Here is a 16462-nt window from a genome sequence, read left to right as displayed (position 1 = left end):
GCCTACTCCGCAGCTCGGGAGAGGGCCTCTTCGCCCCGGCCGACTTCGATTTCCCCGGAGATCAGCTTTGGAAGGATGAGATCGCGAGCTTGGGCTGCCCGCGAGACGGCGTCGCCCAAGGTTCCTATCTGGGTCTCAAGAGGGGCCGCTAGGGCCGCAAACTCGCGTATCAGCTTTGGCGGCGGAACGACGATCATGACCTGTATCAGCTTCTCCCTGGGGAGGTGCTTGATTGTTGCGCCGGTGAAGAGGCCTTCCAACTGTCTGGTCTTCGCCATGTTGTAGAGCTGATGATACAGAAATAGAGGGTCAATGCAGTCCAAGGCGCGAATTCGATGCAGCGCCTTCTGGATCGTCATTTCAGGAACCTGTGCCTTCCAGAGAGCGCACCGCCCCGGCTCACCGCCCTCGCACATGACGATGTCTCCGAAAGAGAGACCATACTTCGCGAGCTCATTCTCCTCGACCCGCATCTCGCGAAGGTCTGTCAGGTCGAACGCGCCCCATCGGACGTTCACATTTGCAAGATAGGGACGAAGTTCGCCCCGATTTTTCTTCGCGTCCAGCATCTTGCCAAGCCGGACCTCTGCGACCTCGCCCAGCGGTCGTCGCTCCCATCCCTCGGGTAAACCATCAACAATCTTGACGTGCTCGTGGCCGGGATAGCGGAAGCGGACGAACCATTCGTCGAAGAGCCGCCGCGCCATCTCCTCCAGGATCGCAATGCGCCGCTGGTTCACTTCGATCAGGTCGTCGTAGGCGGAGAGGATGCCCGCAGTCTTTGTCTGCACAGACAACTTGGGTAACGCAGGGAGCATCAGATTTCTGATGTCCGCCATATTGAGGTGCGGGACTGTACATCCGATAGATGCCGCCCTGAATGCATTTTGCGCAAAATCACCGAGCAAAAAATAGCAGAGATATGCATTATCGACTTTTTTGGCATTCGGTCGAACAAGTACCGTTCTCTGTCCGAGGCACACATTCTGGCCCGGCGTGATTAGAGCCACATTTCCGACCGGCGCTTCGCGAGCGATAATGATATCACCTGCTTTTGGGACCGCTCGTTTAGTCCACTTCTTGTAGATATCCTCGTCAACGCGATTGGCACCATCAAGAATGAGGCGCCCCCGACCCACATTGGGCGTTCGAATCGACGGATATCCACTCTCTGCGAGCGGGGCCGTCTTGTGCTCGCAGTCGACGATGAACTCACACACGTCCAAGAGCGTCAAACGTTTCGTCATCCCAGCACCTCGCCGAGGTTCTGGGCGATGACCGCCTGCAAGCGGCCGGCCTCGACGTTGAGCGCCTCCAGTTCCTCGTGCAGCAGCTCCAGCCTGTCGCGGAAGTCCTCGTCGTCCGTCTCACCCGGCGCCACGCCGACGTAGCGACCGGGGTTGAGCGACCAGCCCTGCGCTGCGATCTCGGCGCGGGTGGCCGACCGGCAGAGACCGGGGACATCGGCATAGGCGAAACCGGGGAAGCGCTCCTTCAGCCAGTCGGTCGAACCGGCGAAGAGTTCGGGCGTCTCGCCGCGCCACATCCGCACGATGTTGGCCAGGGCCTCGATCTGGTCGTCGCCGAAGTCGCGGTGGGCGCGGTCGACTTGGCGGGAGAGGTGGCGGGCATCGAGGAAGAGTACCTCGTCCGCCCGCTTCCCTTTCGTTTTGCCCTTGTCGAAGAACCACAGGGTGCAGGGCAGCGTCACGGTGAGGAAGAAGTTCGGCCCGACCGAGACGATGACGTCGACGCTGCCACTTTCGATCAGCTTGCGGCGAATCTCCTGTTCCTTGCCCCGTGCATCGGCGGCGGAGTTGGCCATGACGAAGCCGGCGCGGCCGTTGTCGTTGAGGCGCGACCAGAACAGCTGAATCCAGAGATAGTTGGCGTTGTCGGCGGTCGGCACGCCGAAGGGGAAGCGACCCGCCTCGTCGAAGAGCTTGGACTTGTCGAGCTCCTTCACATTGAAGGGCGGGTTGGCCATGACAAAGTCGAAGCCCTTTGCCTCCGCCATCACCTCCTCGAAGACCGGATCGCGATAGCTGTCGGCGTCGAGGATTTTTGCCGAGAGACCATGGACCGCCAGATTCATCTGGGCGAGACGCCAGGTCTCGCGGGTGCGCTCGACGCCATAGATCGAGAGCTCTTTCTCCGGCGCCTTCTGGTGGCGCTTCACGAAGTCGGCGGAGTGGACGAACATGCCGCCGGAGCCGCAGGCCGGATCGAGGATGCGTCCCTGGAAGGGCTCCAGGATTTCGACGATGAGGCGGACGATCGACGAGGGCGTGTAGAACTCGCCGCCCTTCTGCATCGTCTGCTTGGCGAAGGCCCCCATGAAATACTCGTAGACGTGGCCGAAGGCGTCACCGTTGATCTTCAGGGGCTTCAGCACCCGCAACAGCTCGACCAGGACGTCGTCAGGGATCGACTGGTAGGTCTTGGGCAGCACGTCGGCGAGCTCGGGGTTCCGCTCCTCGATCTCCTTCATGGCGGTGGTGAGCGCCCGCCCGAGGTTCGACCCTTCGGGAAGCGCCAAGAGGAACGAGAAGCGGGCCTCCGGCGGCAGGAAGATCGCACCTTCCGCCTTGTAGGTCTCGGGGCCGGGGCGCACACGCGAACCCGCCTTCGGCGATATCCGGGCCTCCACCTCGGCGAAGCGCTCCTCGGCGTGACGCAGGAACAGGAGGCCCATGACCGGACGTGCATAATCAGCGGGGCGAACCCCGGAATTGGCGCGAAGCTTCTCGGCGGAGCTCCACAAAGTGTCGGTGATTTCAGAGAATTCGGAGACCATGCTTCAAACTGCTGTGCGTCGTGAAAAAACTTAAGCCATTGGCAACTTAGGCGGTTCCTCGCTGGTTGCATAGTCGAGGATTTGCAGTTTCGACTGCGGCATCTCGGGAGGCCGTTCGGTGGAACGTTTGGACCTCCCGTTGGAGGTTGCGAGGTTCCCCCTTGGTCACGGAAACAATGAAATCCCAGCTCGAAAAGCCATTATCGCCCCGAGGCAAACAGGCGATCCATGTGCGCCAGCGATACTGACCTATTGAAAACATGTGCCCGCCGTTGGGGCCTGCTTCACTCTACCCCTCCACCGGCCCGCTTGTTCAACCTAGCGAGTGTCGACCGGGAGCAGCCCGTCGCGGCAACAATGGCGCTCCACGACATACCCGCCTTGAGCATGCCGATGATGGCCGCGTTACGTTCGGTGTCCTCAGGCCTGCCCCTGTAGAGCCCTTCGGCCTTCGCCTTCTCGATGCCCTGAGCCTGCCGCCGTCTGCGGTCCTCGTAGTCCTTCCGGGCAACCGCCGCGAGGACATCGAGCATCATGTCGTTGATGGCCTCGAAGATGCGGGCCTGAATGCTCTCCTTGTCCACCGCCATCATCATCCATGATGTTGGGAGGTCGAGAGCCACCACCTTCACCTTCTTCGCCCTGATCTCAGTCTTGAGCCTGTCCCAGTCCTCGGCATTGAGACGGCTAAGGCGGTCAACCTGCTCGACCAAGAGCACGTCACCCGGAAGGCAGTCAGCCAACAGCCGGAATAGCTCGGGACGCTTCAAGGCGGCTCCGCTCTCGTTCTCGATGTAGCTGGCAGCAATCGTTAGGTTACGCTCGGCAGCGAAGGCCCCAAGTTGGTCCTTGGCTCGGGTTGCGTCCTGTTCCTTGGTGGAGGCTCTGAGATAGGCGCGGATGTGCATGGTAGGCGTCATCAGTTCGATTAGAATGGTTCGCTTATCTCCGGTTCGCTTTGAGTTGTCAACCGGTATTTATGAGACCGGCTCAAGGCCAGTTCTCATGAGGTACACCGAAAACGAACCGGCCTTTTCCGCTGGTTGATCAGTGCTTGGTCGGGAACGGGACGACGTTCGAGCCACCCTCACGGAAGGCGTTCATTCCTTAGTCTTCCACGGTTGCCATGAACTCGGTGAAGGCGTCGTCGTCGCTGGGTGTGGTGCCATGGTGTGGTCTGAGAGGCTGTTTACCGGCTGACAAACGAAGCCGATGGGGCACCGGGGGGGGGGAAGTCGCCCCTTCCCTTTTATCAAATGCCCTCTCAGGTTTTTGCCCCCGACATTCGGGTCTTTCGGCCTCGGCACATGCTGTCTGTTACGGCACGCGTTTCCTTGATGCGGTGATGGGAGAGTAGGCCCCTGGCGTCGATCTGAAAGCCATTGTGGCTACCTGATCGCGAGGGGCACAAAACCCCACCACCGCATCAAAAGGAAACGATACCCGCTTCCGGATGTCAGAAGTCGGCGTCGTGCGTGTAGCCCTCACCGCTGCGAGGCATCCGGCTAAGGCAGTCTGCCGTCTGTGGACGAACCGTATAGCCGGCAGCGCGCAGGAAGGTGATGGGCTGCATCTGATCGAAGATTGCCCGTGCCAACGGCGAGGAGTCATTCCCGAGGAATGCAAGGAGCTGCCTGACAGTCTCGGTCCCGTCCTTCACCAGTAGCGCGGCGAACTTCTGGACGGTGTCCTGCTCGGGCGCCACGGGCTCGGGATGACCGATCTCCTTGGGAGAGCTTGCCTCCTCGACGACCGTCTCATCCGTTGGCTCCGCGCTCACCGCCTCCGACTTCACCTCGATCGGCTCGCCTGTACGGAAACGTACACCCTCGGCCTCCGTGTCCTCATCCTGTTCGGCTGCACCTGCGGACAGGTCGACGCACGCCTGGATGTCGGACCACTTCAGGGAGTTGAGAGCGTCTCGCGCTTCATCCCGGAGCAGACCGTCACCCGCAGCCAGCGCCTGCACCTTCTTCAGGCCGGCCCTGATCTCGGCAATGGTGGTTGTCGATAGGCCGGTCACTCTGGACAGTTCGGCCTTGCTCAAGGCCGTGCCTACCATTCCGGCGAGACGGGTAGCAGCATCCTTCCGCTGTTCCCGCGTCATCACAAGACAGGTCTTGGAGTTCTCGCCGGTGGCCTTGGTTAGCGCCTGTACGGGATTACCAACGAACCACCGCACCGGAACCGGCCGGGCTGGGTCGGTGTCACCGTAGACAGCCTGATAGGCTGCCACGCGATGATGGCCGTTGACGACCACCGCCTCCTCACCCAGCTCGATGAGCAGCAGAGGGTCAAGGTCACCCTCGGTGCCACGGATGATATCGGCAAGGTCGGCCACATGCTTGGCGTCCGTCGTGCCGCGAACCTGGAACAGATCGGGTCGAGCGACGATCTCGCGGAGAGGAAGCGTCTCTTCACTCCGGGCGGGCTTGCCCTCGTTGCACTGCTTCCACAGGTCGACGGCCGTGGCGAGAACCTTGGCACGCGGCATCATCGCTTCGTTGAACTCGGTCTCAGACATTGGCGTGGTCCTCTTCGTTCCAGGTAGGCAGGTCAGCGTCGCAAAAGCGTGAGGTTGGGATGGGGCGGTATCGGACCACCTTCGGGCCATGCGAGGCATTCTCGGCGACCGTGAACAAGGCAGCCTTCTCGATGTCGCTGATGATTAGGAGCGGATAGGGGCGAACGCCGTTCCATGTCTCCAGGCGACCGCTATGCCCCTTGGAGACCAGCGCTCGACAGGCGTCGTGTTCGGGATTTCTGGTCCGGGCGATGAGGGGGAGATGGTCGTATTCGACCCAGTACCACATGCCGCAGGCAAAGCCCTTCAGGGGCCGCACGACGATGCGGTGCGGGTTATCAGTAGTTCCGTGCATTTGGGGTGTTTCTCACTCTGTCGCTGTTGAGTGCATGCCCGTCGCTGAATGCAAAAAGACCGGCCTCGACCGCTCGAACCAACAAGTGGTCAGAGGGCTGAGAGCCGGTCTGTTTGAAAAGCCGCGACGAGGCGAGAGGTTACCGATGGGCCTGAGGAGACCGAGCATCGGTAGAAATCAAACGCACTCCCGATGGTGGGGTGTCATGAAAGACCGTGCGAATGACGGGGGCGAACCATCCGAGGGCTCGCGTGGTACATTCCATCGGGAATGATCGTGGGTAATGGTTGCATCTGTCGACAGGCTAGCTCCGCTCGCAAGCGAGAAGCCTGTTACCGCGATGCGGCTTGAGGCTTGAGCTTTTTTCTTCTCCTTTCTCTGGTCGTCCCGTTGGCGCAAATGCTTCGAGACGATGGGCTGCTGTACTCCGACCACTTCCCCGATTTGAGCGTGCGTCAGACTCTGGAAGTGATCGCGGACCCACCAGACGCGGGCAGCTGAAGACAGGGGATGAGTAATCCGATGGTCTTCAAATCGGGCAAGGGCGGCTTTCGCGGTCTTGACCAACGCAGACTGACCAACGCTGGCTTCGTAATCGGCAACCATCTCATCCCAGACTTCATCCAGGATGCGCACTGTCTCTGGGGCAAGGACGTCAAAGGGATACCCAGATTTGGGTCTGTCGATGCGCTTGCCAACGCCCCGTTCCACCATCGGGAACGAAAGTCGGAAGCGACCATGTTTCCCCTCGGGTTGAAGGATACCAGCGTGGTGCAGCAGGTGACGCACCGTCCTCGGGCCAAGGCCCTTCCTTCGTCCGAACTCGGTTACTGTGATCCAGTCTCCGATGCTCTCGGTCACTAAGTCGCCGGTTCGCCGATCTAGGTAAGTGGTTTGATACTCCATGCCAGTTGCTCGATTATGAGCTCATCCGCTGTTGCATCACCGAGCAAGTGTTCGTTCGGTCGGAGCCCCGCAGCCCGGAACGATGGGCTTCCTGGAAAAGTTTCGACAGCAGGGAACCAAGTCGCGGCAACACCGGCACAGCTTGAATGGCCCTCCATGCTCGACAACAACCTGATGAGCGTTTTACTTGTTGCATTCGTATACTCGTGAGGTTTGCCAACGCTGGCCTCTGAGGCAGCGCTGTTTCAGCCCAATGCTGAAGCAATGGGTTTGGCTAGGTTGATGTAGTCAAAGGACGAAATAGGCAGCGGGCGTTTCAGCCGCGTCTAGTTTTCGGGTCTGGCGCGCTTCCCGGTTGTCGGGCATCGAGTTCGATGCGCTTAATAGACCCTAAAGTGAATGCTCGAAGAGCTGTGTTTGACACCGTCCATAGCAGGCCATGCAAGCACTGCCTGAATTCATTCCGAAGCGGACCGTCCCTCCTCCAGTTTTGCAAGCCTTTCACAAATAGAAATAATGTCGTTATGACGTAGCTTGCGGCGTTTTATCAGTTCACTAGCGACCGCGTTGATGAGTCCTACAAAGACCAGATTTTCTGTTATTTCTCGCTTTACGAACTCAACATCCCCGATAATCAGTTCTTTGATATATTCCCACGTCCGGGCGTACTCTTTTACATAGAGGGTCAGCTTGCGTTTCAATTGCCCATGTACATCGTCGGGTCTCCACCCCTCTAGATACCAGTGTACGATTTCGCTGCGCTCATCCGGGCTCTCCGGAATCCATTCGCGAATCTCGGGCTTGGGCCTTGGAGCCAGCAATCTCTCGTACTCCTGCCAAACCTTATAGTAGTCATCCGCCCCTCCGCACTGAACGGCCTGGTCAAGCGTCCATGAGTTCCGAATGCTGTCCATCACGGGGCCTGCAAGAGCAATCCAAACGCTGTCGTGCCAGTACTTTGCACGAGAATGGACGCATATGCCGAGCATTCCCTGGCTTGGTCGCTCAAACACTTCGACTCTGTGGATGTAACAGCCTTTCAGGAAGGCCATCACAGCGTGTGCTGCTTCGTGATACGCGGTCGCTTCTTGAGAGTACGCAGATGCTTGAACTTCGTTGTTCATCGTTGCTCGTTCCACATTGATATATGATGTTGCCGGGCTGGCTGGGATGGCAGCCGGACTCTCGCCTTTGATGCGAAGCCTCCTCCTGCATAAGGGAGGGGTAATCGCCGATCGTCGCTCCGCTGGCCTCGGCTCAGGCTGCGAGGCACGACGATAAGGACAAGCCCCTCGAGCCAGCCTCGTCCTTCAAAAGGGAGGGGTAATTGTCTGAAGCCTTGCCAGTCCGGCGCAGACCTCTGTGCGAATGACGTTCGCGAAAGGCTCGCCTCAGCTAGGCCGCCACTTACTGCATAAGGGGGTGGTAATCGAACGAGAGCCGCATCGGTCCGCCCCCTCCTGCATAAGGGGGTGGTAATCCCCCTCCGCCACGCTGGCCCAAGTCGGGGGGCGCCCTTTACAGGCGACAGCTCGCATCGCTGCCTGCGAGGTTCTGGCCGGCCCGCATACCGTGTTATGCGGGGCTGGACTTAACGAAGAACGGCCCCGCCAGTTACCCAGAAGAGCCGCGTATGTTCGACACGGGTTTCAGTGTGACAACGGCCTAGGCGCGGCAGGGCGTGGCTGAGGCCCTCAGGACGCTACGGTGTACGGTTTCGTATAAGGTCATCCAGCTCCGGCCACTCAACCTTGCAGACCGCCTCGTAAAGCCGCGCCAACGGAAGCCTTTTCAGGTAGACCTTTTCGCTTATGCCCTGCCCTTCGTGACCGGTCAAAGCATCGACGACAACTTTATCGACCCCCGCTCCAAAGAGCTTGGTCGTAACCCCATGCCGGAAGGAATGATAATCGAGTCCTTCCTCGTAGACCCCCACCGACTGGCGATACCGCGAGAACCACTTGGAGAAATAATAGCCGAGCTTCCTGTCCGGTCCGCCAGGCTTCAACTGGGGAAAGACGCGATCGCCCGGCGCCCTGGCAATCTGATCGACGTATTGGATGAACCCCATCGCCTCTAGGCGGGGATGCAACGGCACACGCCGTCTGGACTGAGCATTCTTTACCTGCTTGTCCTGCTCGTCGTTGATATCGAGAAACCAGATTCCATCTTCTTGACGCAAATCGGACCGAAGCAGCTGGGCGAACTCCTCCAGTCGGTTCCCATGATATAGGCCCAACAGCGGCAGCCAGAACTTCTCGTCACGAATAATGACATCGCCAGGGGTCGACCGCCGGCCCTCCGAAGCGCAGCCAGTCCAAACAGGCGACAAGAACAAAGCCTTCAGCTTGTCCCCTTCCCACATCTGGCGCCCTTCATTCGCCCTGGCCTTACCGACTGGAAAATCAAAGCCGTGCGCAGGATTCTCGCCAGTGATCTCGCCACGTTTCCGCAGATGATCGAAAAGACGGCCAAGAGCGGCGAAATGACGCTTGATCGTCTTCATCGCGAGGCGCTCAACGTCCATACCCTTCGTTTGCTGCGCGATCTCGGGCAGCGAAAGCTTCGCCCACTCCGGCTTCTTGGAGTAGAGCGATGGGAGCCCCCTCAGCACGTCGAAAAACGTCGCGCAGTCCTTCCGTGAGTAGGTTGTGATGGGGCGATCGCCGCAGACCGCCATGAACATGCGATAGGTCGCTGTATTCTGCTTCTCGGTCTGTCCAGTCCACTCGCCGGTCGAGACCATTAGGTCCACAAACCCAGGCAGAACCATAGAGAGATTGGGGGTTGAGGGCTCCACCGATGCGCTCGTAGGTCGCGTCGATTGTGTCGCGGGGGTTGTAGCCATCGGAGAAGGCGCCGAGGTGGATAGGATGTCATCCAGATCGAACGGACCATTCTCCAGCCAAGAGCGGCGCCTCTTCAAAGATTCAATGTAAACCCTGAACCATGCGAGGCCGAAGCGCTGGAACTCCTCTTCGGGAACGGCATTGTCCGCCATGATTTTGCGGATGACGGTCTCGGGACCACGAAGATCACGGCGCGCCAAGTCGCTGGACATCTGCTTGATGTCCCGATCCATGGCGTCCAGGTCCGCATTCAGCGCCTCTCGCTCACTACCCGCGAAGCCACCAACAAAAACCGGCTTTCCATAAGGCGTCTCGACGATCCGCTCGCGTCCTTCATGCAGCAGCCGGTCGAGTTCCCGCCGGAGAATTTCCGAGAGCCTAGCCTGATCGAGCATCGCCTCCCCTATCACCTGATTCCATCGATTCGTGAGAGCTTCCGAGAGGTACTCGGCCTCTCGGTATTGGCGCGTCCGAAGCGACAAGGCAACCTCCCCCCGCGAAGGATGTGGCAGCCGTCGGCGGAAATAGTAGACGCCGCGTTTGCGGGTGATGTGGGAGCATTGTGGGAGCGCAAGCGCCATCTCAGCCAATCCATCTGAGTTTGGCGAGCGAAAAACGCTTTTAAAATCAATGCTTTAGTGAGGAAGATTGGCTGGGGGACCTGGATTCGAACCAAGACGAACGGAGTCAGAGTCCGTCATTCTACCGTTAAATTATCCCCCAGCGGGACCCCGACGGTTTCGGAGGCGGCGGCGAAGCGGCGCTTCGTCGGCTGCGGCGTTCTGATACCCGGTCGAAATCCCCCTGTCAAGCGCCGGCAAAGGTTCCGGTCGATCCTCGCGTGTGAGGCTTGAAGTCGGGCCAACGGACGCGACGGCGAGCGGCACTTGAGGAACGCTGCCTTTATTACGCACGTCACAAATGACGAGGGTATTTAGGGTATATTAAGAAAACCGTCGCCAAAAGGCGCGCTGCGGCCTGCCGCAGCCGGGCTTTCCGTGCCAATATGTTGGTTACGCGATCGCGCCAAGATGACGGATGCCCCAGGGCACACCGCCCCAGAACAACGAAAGCGACGCACCTCAGTCGCCGATGATGGACTACGCCGCACTCCGATGCCGTGGACGAGTTTTGCCCATGATCTCCCGCCGGAAGAGCCGGGAACGACCGATGACAGTGGAGCACTGCTGCGCCTGATGCAGCTCGTGCTGGCTGGCGTCGATGCGTCGGGAAGCGAGGGCTGCCGACTCACGCGCGATTCGGCGATCGTCAGCGTCGCCCGCGCCCTGGTGGGCGAGGCGACCGATTGGACCTCAGCCAGCCGCACGGCCACCATGGCGCTCCGCGACCTCGTCTGGCGCGTCGACACGGCGCGCGATCTGCTCCTGGACAAGGTCGGCGATTGTGCCCGCAAGGACGTCGAGGCGCTGCTCGACACGGCGGACATCCACGCTTTTCTCAAAACCGCCCTCGGTAAACCTCGCGTGTCGGAAGATGGCGAAGAAATCGCCCGAAACGGTTGACAAACGGTCCGCCGCGTTGTGGTTTGGCGGCCTTTCCGGGACCGCCGCGAGAACCATGAGATGAGCAGCCTTGAATCTTCCCCCGCCGAAGCGCGGCTTCACCGCGAGATCGAGCGGCGGCGCACCTTCGCTATCATCTCCCACCCGGACGCCGGCAAGACGACGCTGACGGAAAAGCTGCTGCTGTTCGGCGGCGCCATCCAGATGGCGGGCCAGGTTCGCGCTCGCGGCGAAAACCGCCGCACCCGCTCCGACTGGATGAAGATCGAGCGCGATCGCGGCATCTCCGTCGTCACTTCGGTGATGACCTTCGAATACGGCGGCAACGTCTTCAACCTGCTCGATACACCCGGCCACGAAGACTTCTCCGAAGACACCTATCGCACGCTGACGGCCGTCGACAGCGCCATCATGGTGATCGACGCCGCCAAGGGCATCGAGGATCGCACGCGCAAGCTGTTCGAAGTCTGCCGCATGCGCGATATCCCGATCGTCACCTTCGTCAACAAGCTCGACCGCGAGGCGCGCGACCCGTTCGAAACGCTGGACGAGATCGAGAAGACGCTGGCCCTGGACACGGCGCCCATCACATGGCCGGTCGGCTCGGGCAAGGACTTCATCGGCACCTACGACCTGAAACGCCGCCAGACCCGCCTGATGAACGAGAAGAGCGACGACCACAGCGACGAGATCGGCGACGAAAAGCTGGATGAGCTTTTGGAGCGGCGCTATCTGACCGACCTCAGGGAAGGCATCGATCTGGCCGCCGAGGGCACCAACCCCTTCGATCTCCAGTCGTTCCGCGAGGGGCATCTGACCCCGGTGTTCTGGGGCTCGGCGCTGCGCAATTTCGGCATCAAGGACATTCTGGACGGCCTTGCAGCCTATGCCCCCTCCCCGCGCGACCAGGCGGCATCGAGCCGTGTCGTCAAGGCGGACGAGCCGAAGATGAGCGCCTTCGTCTTCAAGATCCAGGCGAACATGGACCCCAACCATCGCGACCGCATCGCTTTCGTGCGCCTGTGCTCGGGCAAGCTCAATCGCGGCATGAAGGTCAAGCACGTTCGGACTCAGAAGACCATCGGCCTCACCGCCCCGCAGTTCTTCTTCGCCCAGGACCGCCAGATCGCCGATGAGGCCTGGGCGGGCGACGTGGTCGGCATTCCCAACCACGGGACACTCAGGATCGGCGACACCCTGACCGAGGGCGAGAACCTCACCTTCGTCGGCGTTCCGAGTTTCGCGCCGGAAATCCTCCGCCGCGTCCGGCTGGAAGACGCCATGAAGGCCAAGAAGCTGAAGCAGGCCTTGCAGGAGCTCGCCGAGGAAGGCGTCGTGCAGGTGTTCCGGCCTGTCGACGGCTCGCCGACCCTGGTCGGCTTCGTCGGCGCGCTGCAGCTCGACGTGCTGCAGGGCCGCCTCGACCAGGAATACGGCCTAGAGGTCGGCTTCGAAGTCAGCCAGTACAACATGGCCCGCTGGCTGGCCGGCGACCGGCAGGACGTGACCGACTTTCAGAACGGCAACCGTTCGGCCATGGCCGAGGACGTCGACGGCGACCCTGTCCTCCTCGCCACCTCCGGCTATGCCTTCAACTACATCAAGGAGAAGTGGCCCAAGATCCGCTTCACCGACATCAAGGAAACGCAGGCGCGGTCGATGGAAGGCTGAGCTACCGCGATCCGTTCTTCCCGATATGACGCAAAAGGCCGGGCGCACTGCCCGGCCTTTGCTATTCCATGCCCCTTGGCGGCCATCACTTGCCGAAGGCGGCGGCCATCAGCTCTCGCGTATAGGTCTCGCGCGGCGCGTCGAAGATCTGGTCGGTCGACCCTTCCTCGACGATCTTTCCGCTCTTCATCACGACGATGTAGTCCGAAAGCGCCCGGACGACCGCGAGGTCGTGGCTGATGAACAGATAGCTGAGGCCATGCTTGGCCTGCAGGTCGCGCAGCAGCTCGACGATCTGCTTCTGCACCGAGCGGTCGAGGGCGGACGTCGGCTCGTCCAGCACCACCACCTGCGGCTTCAGGATGATGGCCCGCGCGATGGCGATGCGCTGGCGCTGTCCACCCGAGAACTCGTGCGGATAGCGGTTGCGCGTCGCCGGGTCGAGGCCAACCTCCATGAACGCCTTGATGGCGCGGAGATCGCGGTCCTTCTTGGTGAGCTGCGGCTCATGGACCAGCAGCCCCTCGGTCACGATCTGCCCGGCCGTCATGCGCGGGCTGAGCGACCCGAACGGATCCTGGAAGACGAGCTGCATCTGCCGGCGGTGTCGGCGCATCTCCTGGCGACTCGCCTCGGAAATGTCGTCAGCGCCAAAGCGGATGGCGCCCGTGCCATGGTTGAGGCGCAAGAGCGCCCGCCCCAGCGTCGACTTGCCCGAGCCGCTCTCGCCGACGATGCCGATCGTCTGGCCTTCCCTGAGGCGGATGTCGACGTGATCGACGGCGTGGATGTCGAGCTTCTTGCCGCCCATGAAGCCGCCGCCCATCGAGAAGCGGACGTCGACGTCCCTGCCCTCGAGCAGCACCGGCGCGTTGTCGGCCGGCGGGGCCTTGCGGCCCGTCGGCTCGGCGGCCAGCAGCATCTGGGTGTAGGGATGCTGCGGGTTGGCGAAGATATCCGCCACCGCGCCGGTTTCCACGACCTCTCCCGTCCGCATCACCGCCACGCGGTCGGAGAAGCGGCGGACGATGGCAAGGTCGTGGCTGATGAATACGATGGCGAGACCGATCCGCTGCTTGAGCTCGGCGAGAAGCTCCAGGATCTGCGCCTGGATCGTCACGTCGAGCGCCGTCGTCGGTTCGTCGGCGATCAGCAGCTCCGGATCGTTGGCGAGCGCCATGGCGATCATGACGCGCTGGCGCTGGCCACCGGACATCTCGTACGGATAGCTGTCGACGCGCCGCTCCGGATCGGGGATCTTGACGAGTTCCAAGAGCTCGATCGCCCTGGCACGCGCCGCCTTGGCCGAAAGCCCTCGGTGGCGCATCATCGGCTCGGCGAGCTGCTTGCCGATCCTGTAGAGCGGATCGAGCGAGGTCATCGGCTCCTGGAAGATCATGGTGATCTTTGCACCACGGATACGATTCAGCTTGCCGAGCGGCAGGCCGATCATCTCTTCCCCTTGGAACTTGGCCGATCCTTCGACCCGGCCGTTGGACGCCAACAGCCCCATGAGGGCCATCATGGTCTGGCTCTTGCCCGAGCCGCTTTCGCCGACGATGGCCAGCGTTTCGCCCTTGGCGACCGTGAGATCGATGCCTTTCACCGCGTGGACGTCGCCGGTCGGCGTCGAAAAGCGGACGTTGAGGCCGCGAATATCGAGAAGCGTATCGGCCATGTCAGCGGTCCTTCGGATCAAGGGCGTCGCGCAGACCGTCGCCGATGAAGTTGAGGGCGAACAGCGTCACCACGAAGAAGGAGGCCGGATAGATCAAGAGCCACGGCACGTACTGCATGCCGGTGGTCCCCTCGGCGATCAGCGATCCCCAGGAGGTCATGGGCTCCTGTACGCCAAGCCCCAGGAACGACAGGAAGCTCTCGAGCAGGATGACCTTCGGCACCAGCACCGTGACGAACACCACGACGGGGCCGATGGTGTTGGGGATGACGTGCCGGCGGATGATCTGCCAGTTGGAAAGCCCCATGGCATGCGCCGCCTCGACGAACTCCCGACGCTTCAGCGTCAGCGTCTGCCCGCGCACGATGCGGGCCATGTCCAGCCACTCGATGGCGCCGATCGCCGCGAAGATCAGCACGAAATGACGGCCGAAAAACACGACGAGCATGATCACGAAGAACATGAACGGCAGCGAGTAGAGGATCTCGACGAAGCGCATCATCACGTTGTCGACGCGGCCACCGACATAGCCCGACACGGCGCCGTAGGTGACGCCGATGATCAGCGACACGAAGGTGGCAAGCAGGCCGACGGTGATCGACACCTGCCCGCCGACCATGATGCGCGGGAGCAGATCGCGGCCGTTGCGGTCGGTGCCGAACGGGAAATACTGCCCGTTGATCTTGCCCTTGACCTCGACGGTCTTGCCGTCATCCAGGGTCGAGACGATCTCGGCGCCGTCGAACTCGTCGGGACGGTCGAGATAGCGTGTTGCTCGCGGATCGACCGGCTTGTCGGAACTGATGCGCGCCGTGTAGCTGGTGCCTTCGGCATTGAAGGAGTCCAGCCTGAGGCGCGCCCGCTCGACGGCCGTCTGCATCACCTGGTGCAGCGTGTCTTCGAGTGGGTAGGGATCGAGCGACGGCGGCACCGCCACATAGGATGAGAAAATCTGGTCATACTTGTGGGGATACACCCAGGTCCCGCCGAAGCTGAACACCGCGACCACGATCAACACGACGAGGCTGGCCATCGCCGCCTTGTTGCGGACGAAGCGGTGGCGAGCCATCGCCCACAGGCTGGTGCCCTGCACCGCCACCGTCGGCTCGTTGAGGGCTTGCGTCATCTCACTCATAACGGACCCTCGGATCGAGAACGGCATAGAGAATGTCGACGATAAGGTTGAACACCACGATGAACACCGAGATCAGCACGACGGTGCCCATGACCAGCGTGTAGTCGCGGTTGAGAGCGCCGAGGACGAAATAGCGACCAACGCCGGGCAGCCCGAAAACGGTCTCGACAACCACCGAGCCGGTCAGAACGGCGGCGGCCACCGGACCGAGGTAACTGACGGCCGGAACCAAGGCGGCGCGCATGGCGTGAACGATCACCACGACGCGTGTCGGCAAGCCGTAGGCGCGAGCGGTACGAATGTGATCGGCCCTCAGCGTCTCGATCATCGAGCCGCGGGTGATGCGCGCGAAGACGGCGAGTTGCGGCAGCGCCAGCGAAATCACCGGCAGCAACAGGTTGGCCGGGCCGCCATCTCCCCAGCCGCCGGCCGGCAGCCAGTGGAGCACCACGGCGAAAACGAAGGACAGGACCGGCGCGAGAACGAAGTTCGGGACGGTGATGCCGAAGCTCGCGATGCTCATGACGGCATAGTCGACGAACGAGTTCTGCTTGAGCGCAGCGTAGGAACCGATGGCAATGCCGCCGAACACCGCGACCATGAGCGCCCAGGCGCCGAGGGTCAGCGAATACGGCAGGCTGTTGGCGATCAGCTGGGCCACGGTGAAGTCGCGATAGATGAAGCTCGGACCCAAGTCGCCGTGCAGGAGATTCCACAGATAGTGCCCGTATTGCACGATCAACGGACGGTCGAGCAGGAAGGCGCGCTTGAGGCTCTCGAGAACCTGCGGCTCAAGCGGACGTTCAAGGTTGAACGGACCGCCCGGCGCGACGCGCATCAGGAAGAAGGAAAGCGTGACGACGATGAAGATGGTCGGCAGGGCCGACATCAGCCGTCGCAGGACAAAACGTAACATGGACCCGTCCCCGTTGGATTGGTCACGGAAGGCGAGAGCAACGCACCGGCGCATGATCCGCGAGCGGACAGCCCGATAGCCCGAATGGTGACGCTTCCCCATCAAGGG

General features: G+C 61.4%; 13 protein-coding genes, 1 tRNA gene and 1 pseudogene. 2 read left to right on the top strand and 13 right to left on the bottom strand.

Annotated features, from left to right (window positions below):
• Positions 1–2 precede the first annotated feature (2 nt).
• From M4J40_RS20565 to M4J40_RS20525, 10 genes and pseudogenes are all read right to left on the bottom strand, one after another.
• Positions 3–1247 (bottom strand): restriction endonuclease subunit S, encoded by a 1245-nt coding sequence (locus M4J40_RS20565; protein ID WP_251756283.1) that lies wholly within the window; start codon positions 1245–1247, stop codon positions 3–5.
• Positions 1244–2797 (bottom strand): class I SAM-dependent DNA methyltransferase, encoded by a 1554-nt coding sequence (locus M4J40_RS20560; protein ID WP_251756282.1) that lies wholly within the window; start codon positions 2795–2797, stop codon positions 1244–1246. The genes M4J40_RS20565 and M4J40_RS20560 overlap by 4 nt, the downstream gene beginning before the upstream one ends.
• Before the next feature lie 284 nt (positions 2798–3081).
• Positions 3082–3705 carry a recombinase family protein gene (locus tag M4J40_RS20555; protein ID WP_251756617.1) on the bottom strand — a complete coding sequence of 208 codons (624 nt, stop codon included), beginning with the start codon at positions 3703–3705 and terminating at the stop codon, positions 3082–3084.
• A gap of 548 nt (positions 3706–4253) precedes the next feature.
• Positions 4254–5321, bottom strand: coding sequence for a hypothetical protein (locus tag M4J40_RS20550; RefSeq protein ID WP_251756281.1), 1068 nt, complete (start codon positions 5319–5321; stop codon positions 4254–4256).
• Positions 5314–5676, bottom strand: a complete 363-nt coding sequence (locus M4J40_RS20545) for a hypothetical protein (protein WP_251756280.1) — start codon at positions 5674–5676, stop codon at positions 5314–5316. Before M4J40_RS20545 ends, M4J40_RS20550 begins: the two co-directional genes overlap by 8 nt.
• A 177-nt stretch (positions 5677–5853) precedes the next feature.
• Positions 5854–6582: a hypothetical protein gene (locus M4J40_RS20540; protein WP_251756279.1), complete on the bottom strand. Its 729-nt coding sequence runs from the start codon at positions 6580–6582 to the stop codon at positions 5854–5856.
• A gap of 458 nt (positions 6583–7040) precedes the next feature.
• Positions 7041–7706 carry a M50 family metallopeptidase gene (locus M4J40_RS20535; RefSeq protein ID WP_251756278.1) on the bottom strand — a complete coding sequence of 222 codons (666 nt, stop codon included), beginning with the start codon at positions 7704–7706 and terminating at the stop codon, positions 7041–7043.
• Positions 7707–8284: 578 nt separating this feature from the next.
• A complete protein-coding gene (locus tag M4J40_RS20530; RefSeq protein ID WP_251756277.1) occupies positions 8285–9826 on the bottom strand; it encodes a site-specific integrase in 1542 nt (513 codons plus the stop codon).
• A gap of 15 nt (positions 9827–9841) precedes the next feature.
• Positions 9842–10012, bottom strand: a pseudogene (locus M4J40_RS22650) (DUF6538 domain-containing protein); the annotation flags it as partial.
• A gap of 68 nt (positions 10013–10080) precedes the next feature.
• Positions 10081–10154 (bottom strand) — tRNA-Gln (locus tag M4J40_RS20525).
• Positions 10155–10546: 392 nt separating this feature from the next.
• Here M4J40_RS20525 and M4J40_RS20520 point away from each other — a divergent pair.
• Together M4J40_RS20520 and M4J40_RS20515 are read left to right on the top strand one after the other, a co-directional pair.
• Positions 10547–10954 carry a hypothetical protein gene (locus M4J40_RS20520; protein WP_251756276.1) on the top strand — a complete coding sequence of 136 codons (408 nt, stop codon included), beginning with the start codon at positions 10547–10549 and terminating at the stop codon, positions 10952–10954.
• Positions 10955–11014: 60 nt separating this feature from the next.
• The gene (locus M4J40_RS20515; RefSeq protein WP_251756275.1) at positions 11015–12625 is read left to right on the top strand and encodes a peptide chain release factor 3; all 1611 of its coding nucleotides are present in this window, start codon (positions 11015–11017) and stop codon (positions 12623–12625) included.
• An 85-nt stretch (positions 12626–12710) separates the two neighbouring features.
• Here the strand turns inward: M4J40_RS20515 and M4J40_RS20510 are convergent, their stop codons facing one another.
• The 3 genes from M4J40_RS20510 to oppB are packed head-to-tail and all read right to left on the bottom strand — an operon-like array spanning position 12711 to position 16354.
• A complete protein-coding gene (locus M4J40_RS20510) occupies positions 12711–14303 on the bottom strand; it encodes an ABC transporter ATP-binding protein (RefSeq protein WP_251756274.1) in 1593 nt (530 codons plus the stop codon).
• Between the two features lies 1 nt (position 14304).
• The gene (locus tag M4J40_RS20505) at positions 14305–15429 is read right to left on the bottom strand and encodes an ABC transporter permease subunit (protein WP_405030780.1); all 1125 of its coding nucleotides are present in this window, start codon (positions 15427–15429) and stop codon (positions 14305–14307) included.
• 1 nt (position 15430) lies between these two features.
• Positions 15431–16354 carry an oligopeptide ABC transporter permease OppB gene (gene oppB / locus M4J40_RS20500; protein ID WP_251756272.1) on the bottom strand — a complete coding sequence of 308 codons (924 nt, stop codon included), beginning with the start codon at positions 16352–16354 and terminating at the stop codon, positions 15431–15433.
• Positions 16355–16462 lie beyond the last annotated feature (108 nt).

It is taken from the genome of Pleomorphomonas sp. JP5, from assembly GCF_023721815.1.
GTDB lineage: Bacteria > Pseudomonadota > Alphaproteobacteria > Rhizobiales > Pleomorphomonadaceae > Pleomorphomonas.
The sequence above is the reverse complement of the archived record's forward strand: the minus strand, read 5'-3'. Positions and strand labels throughout refer to the sequence as shown.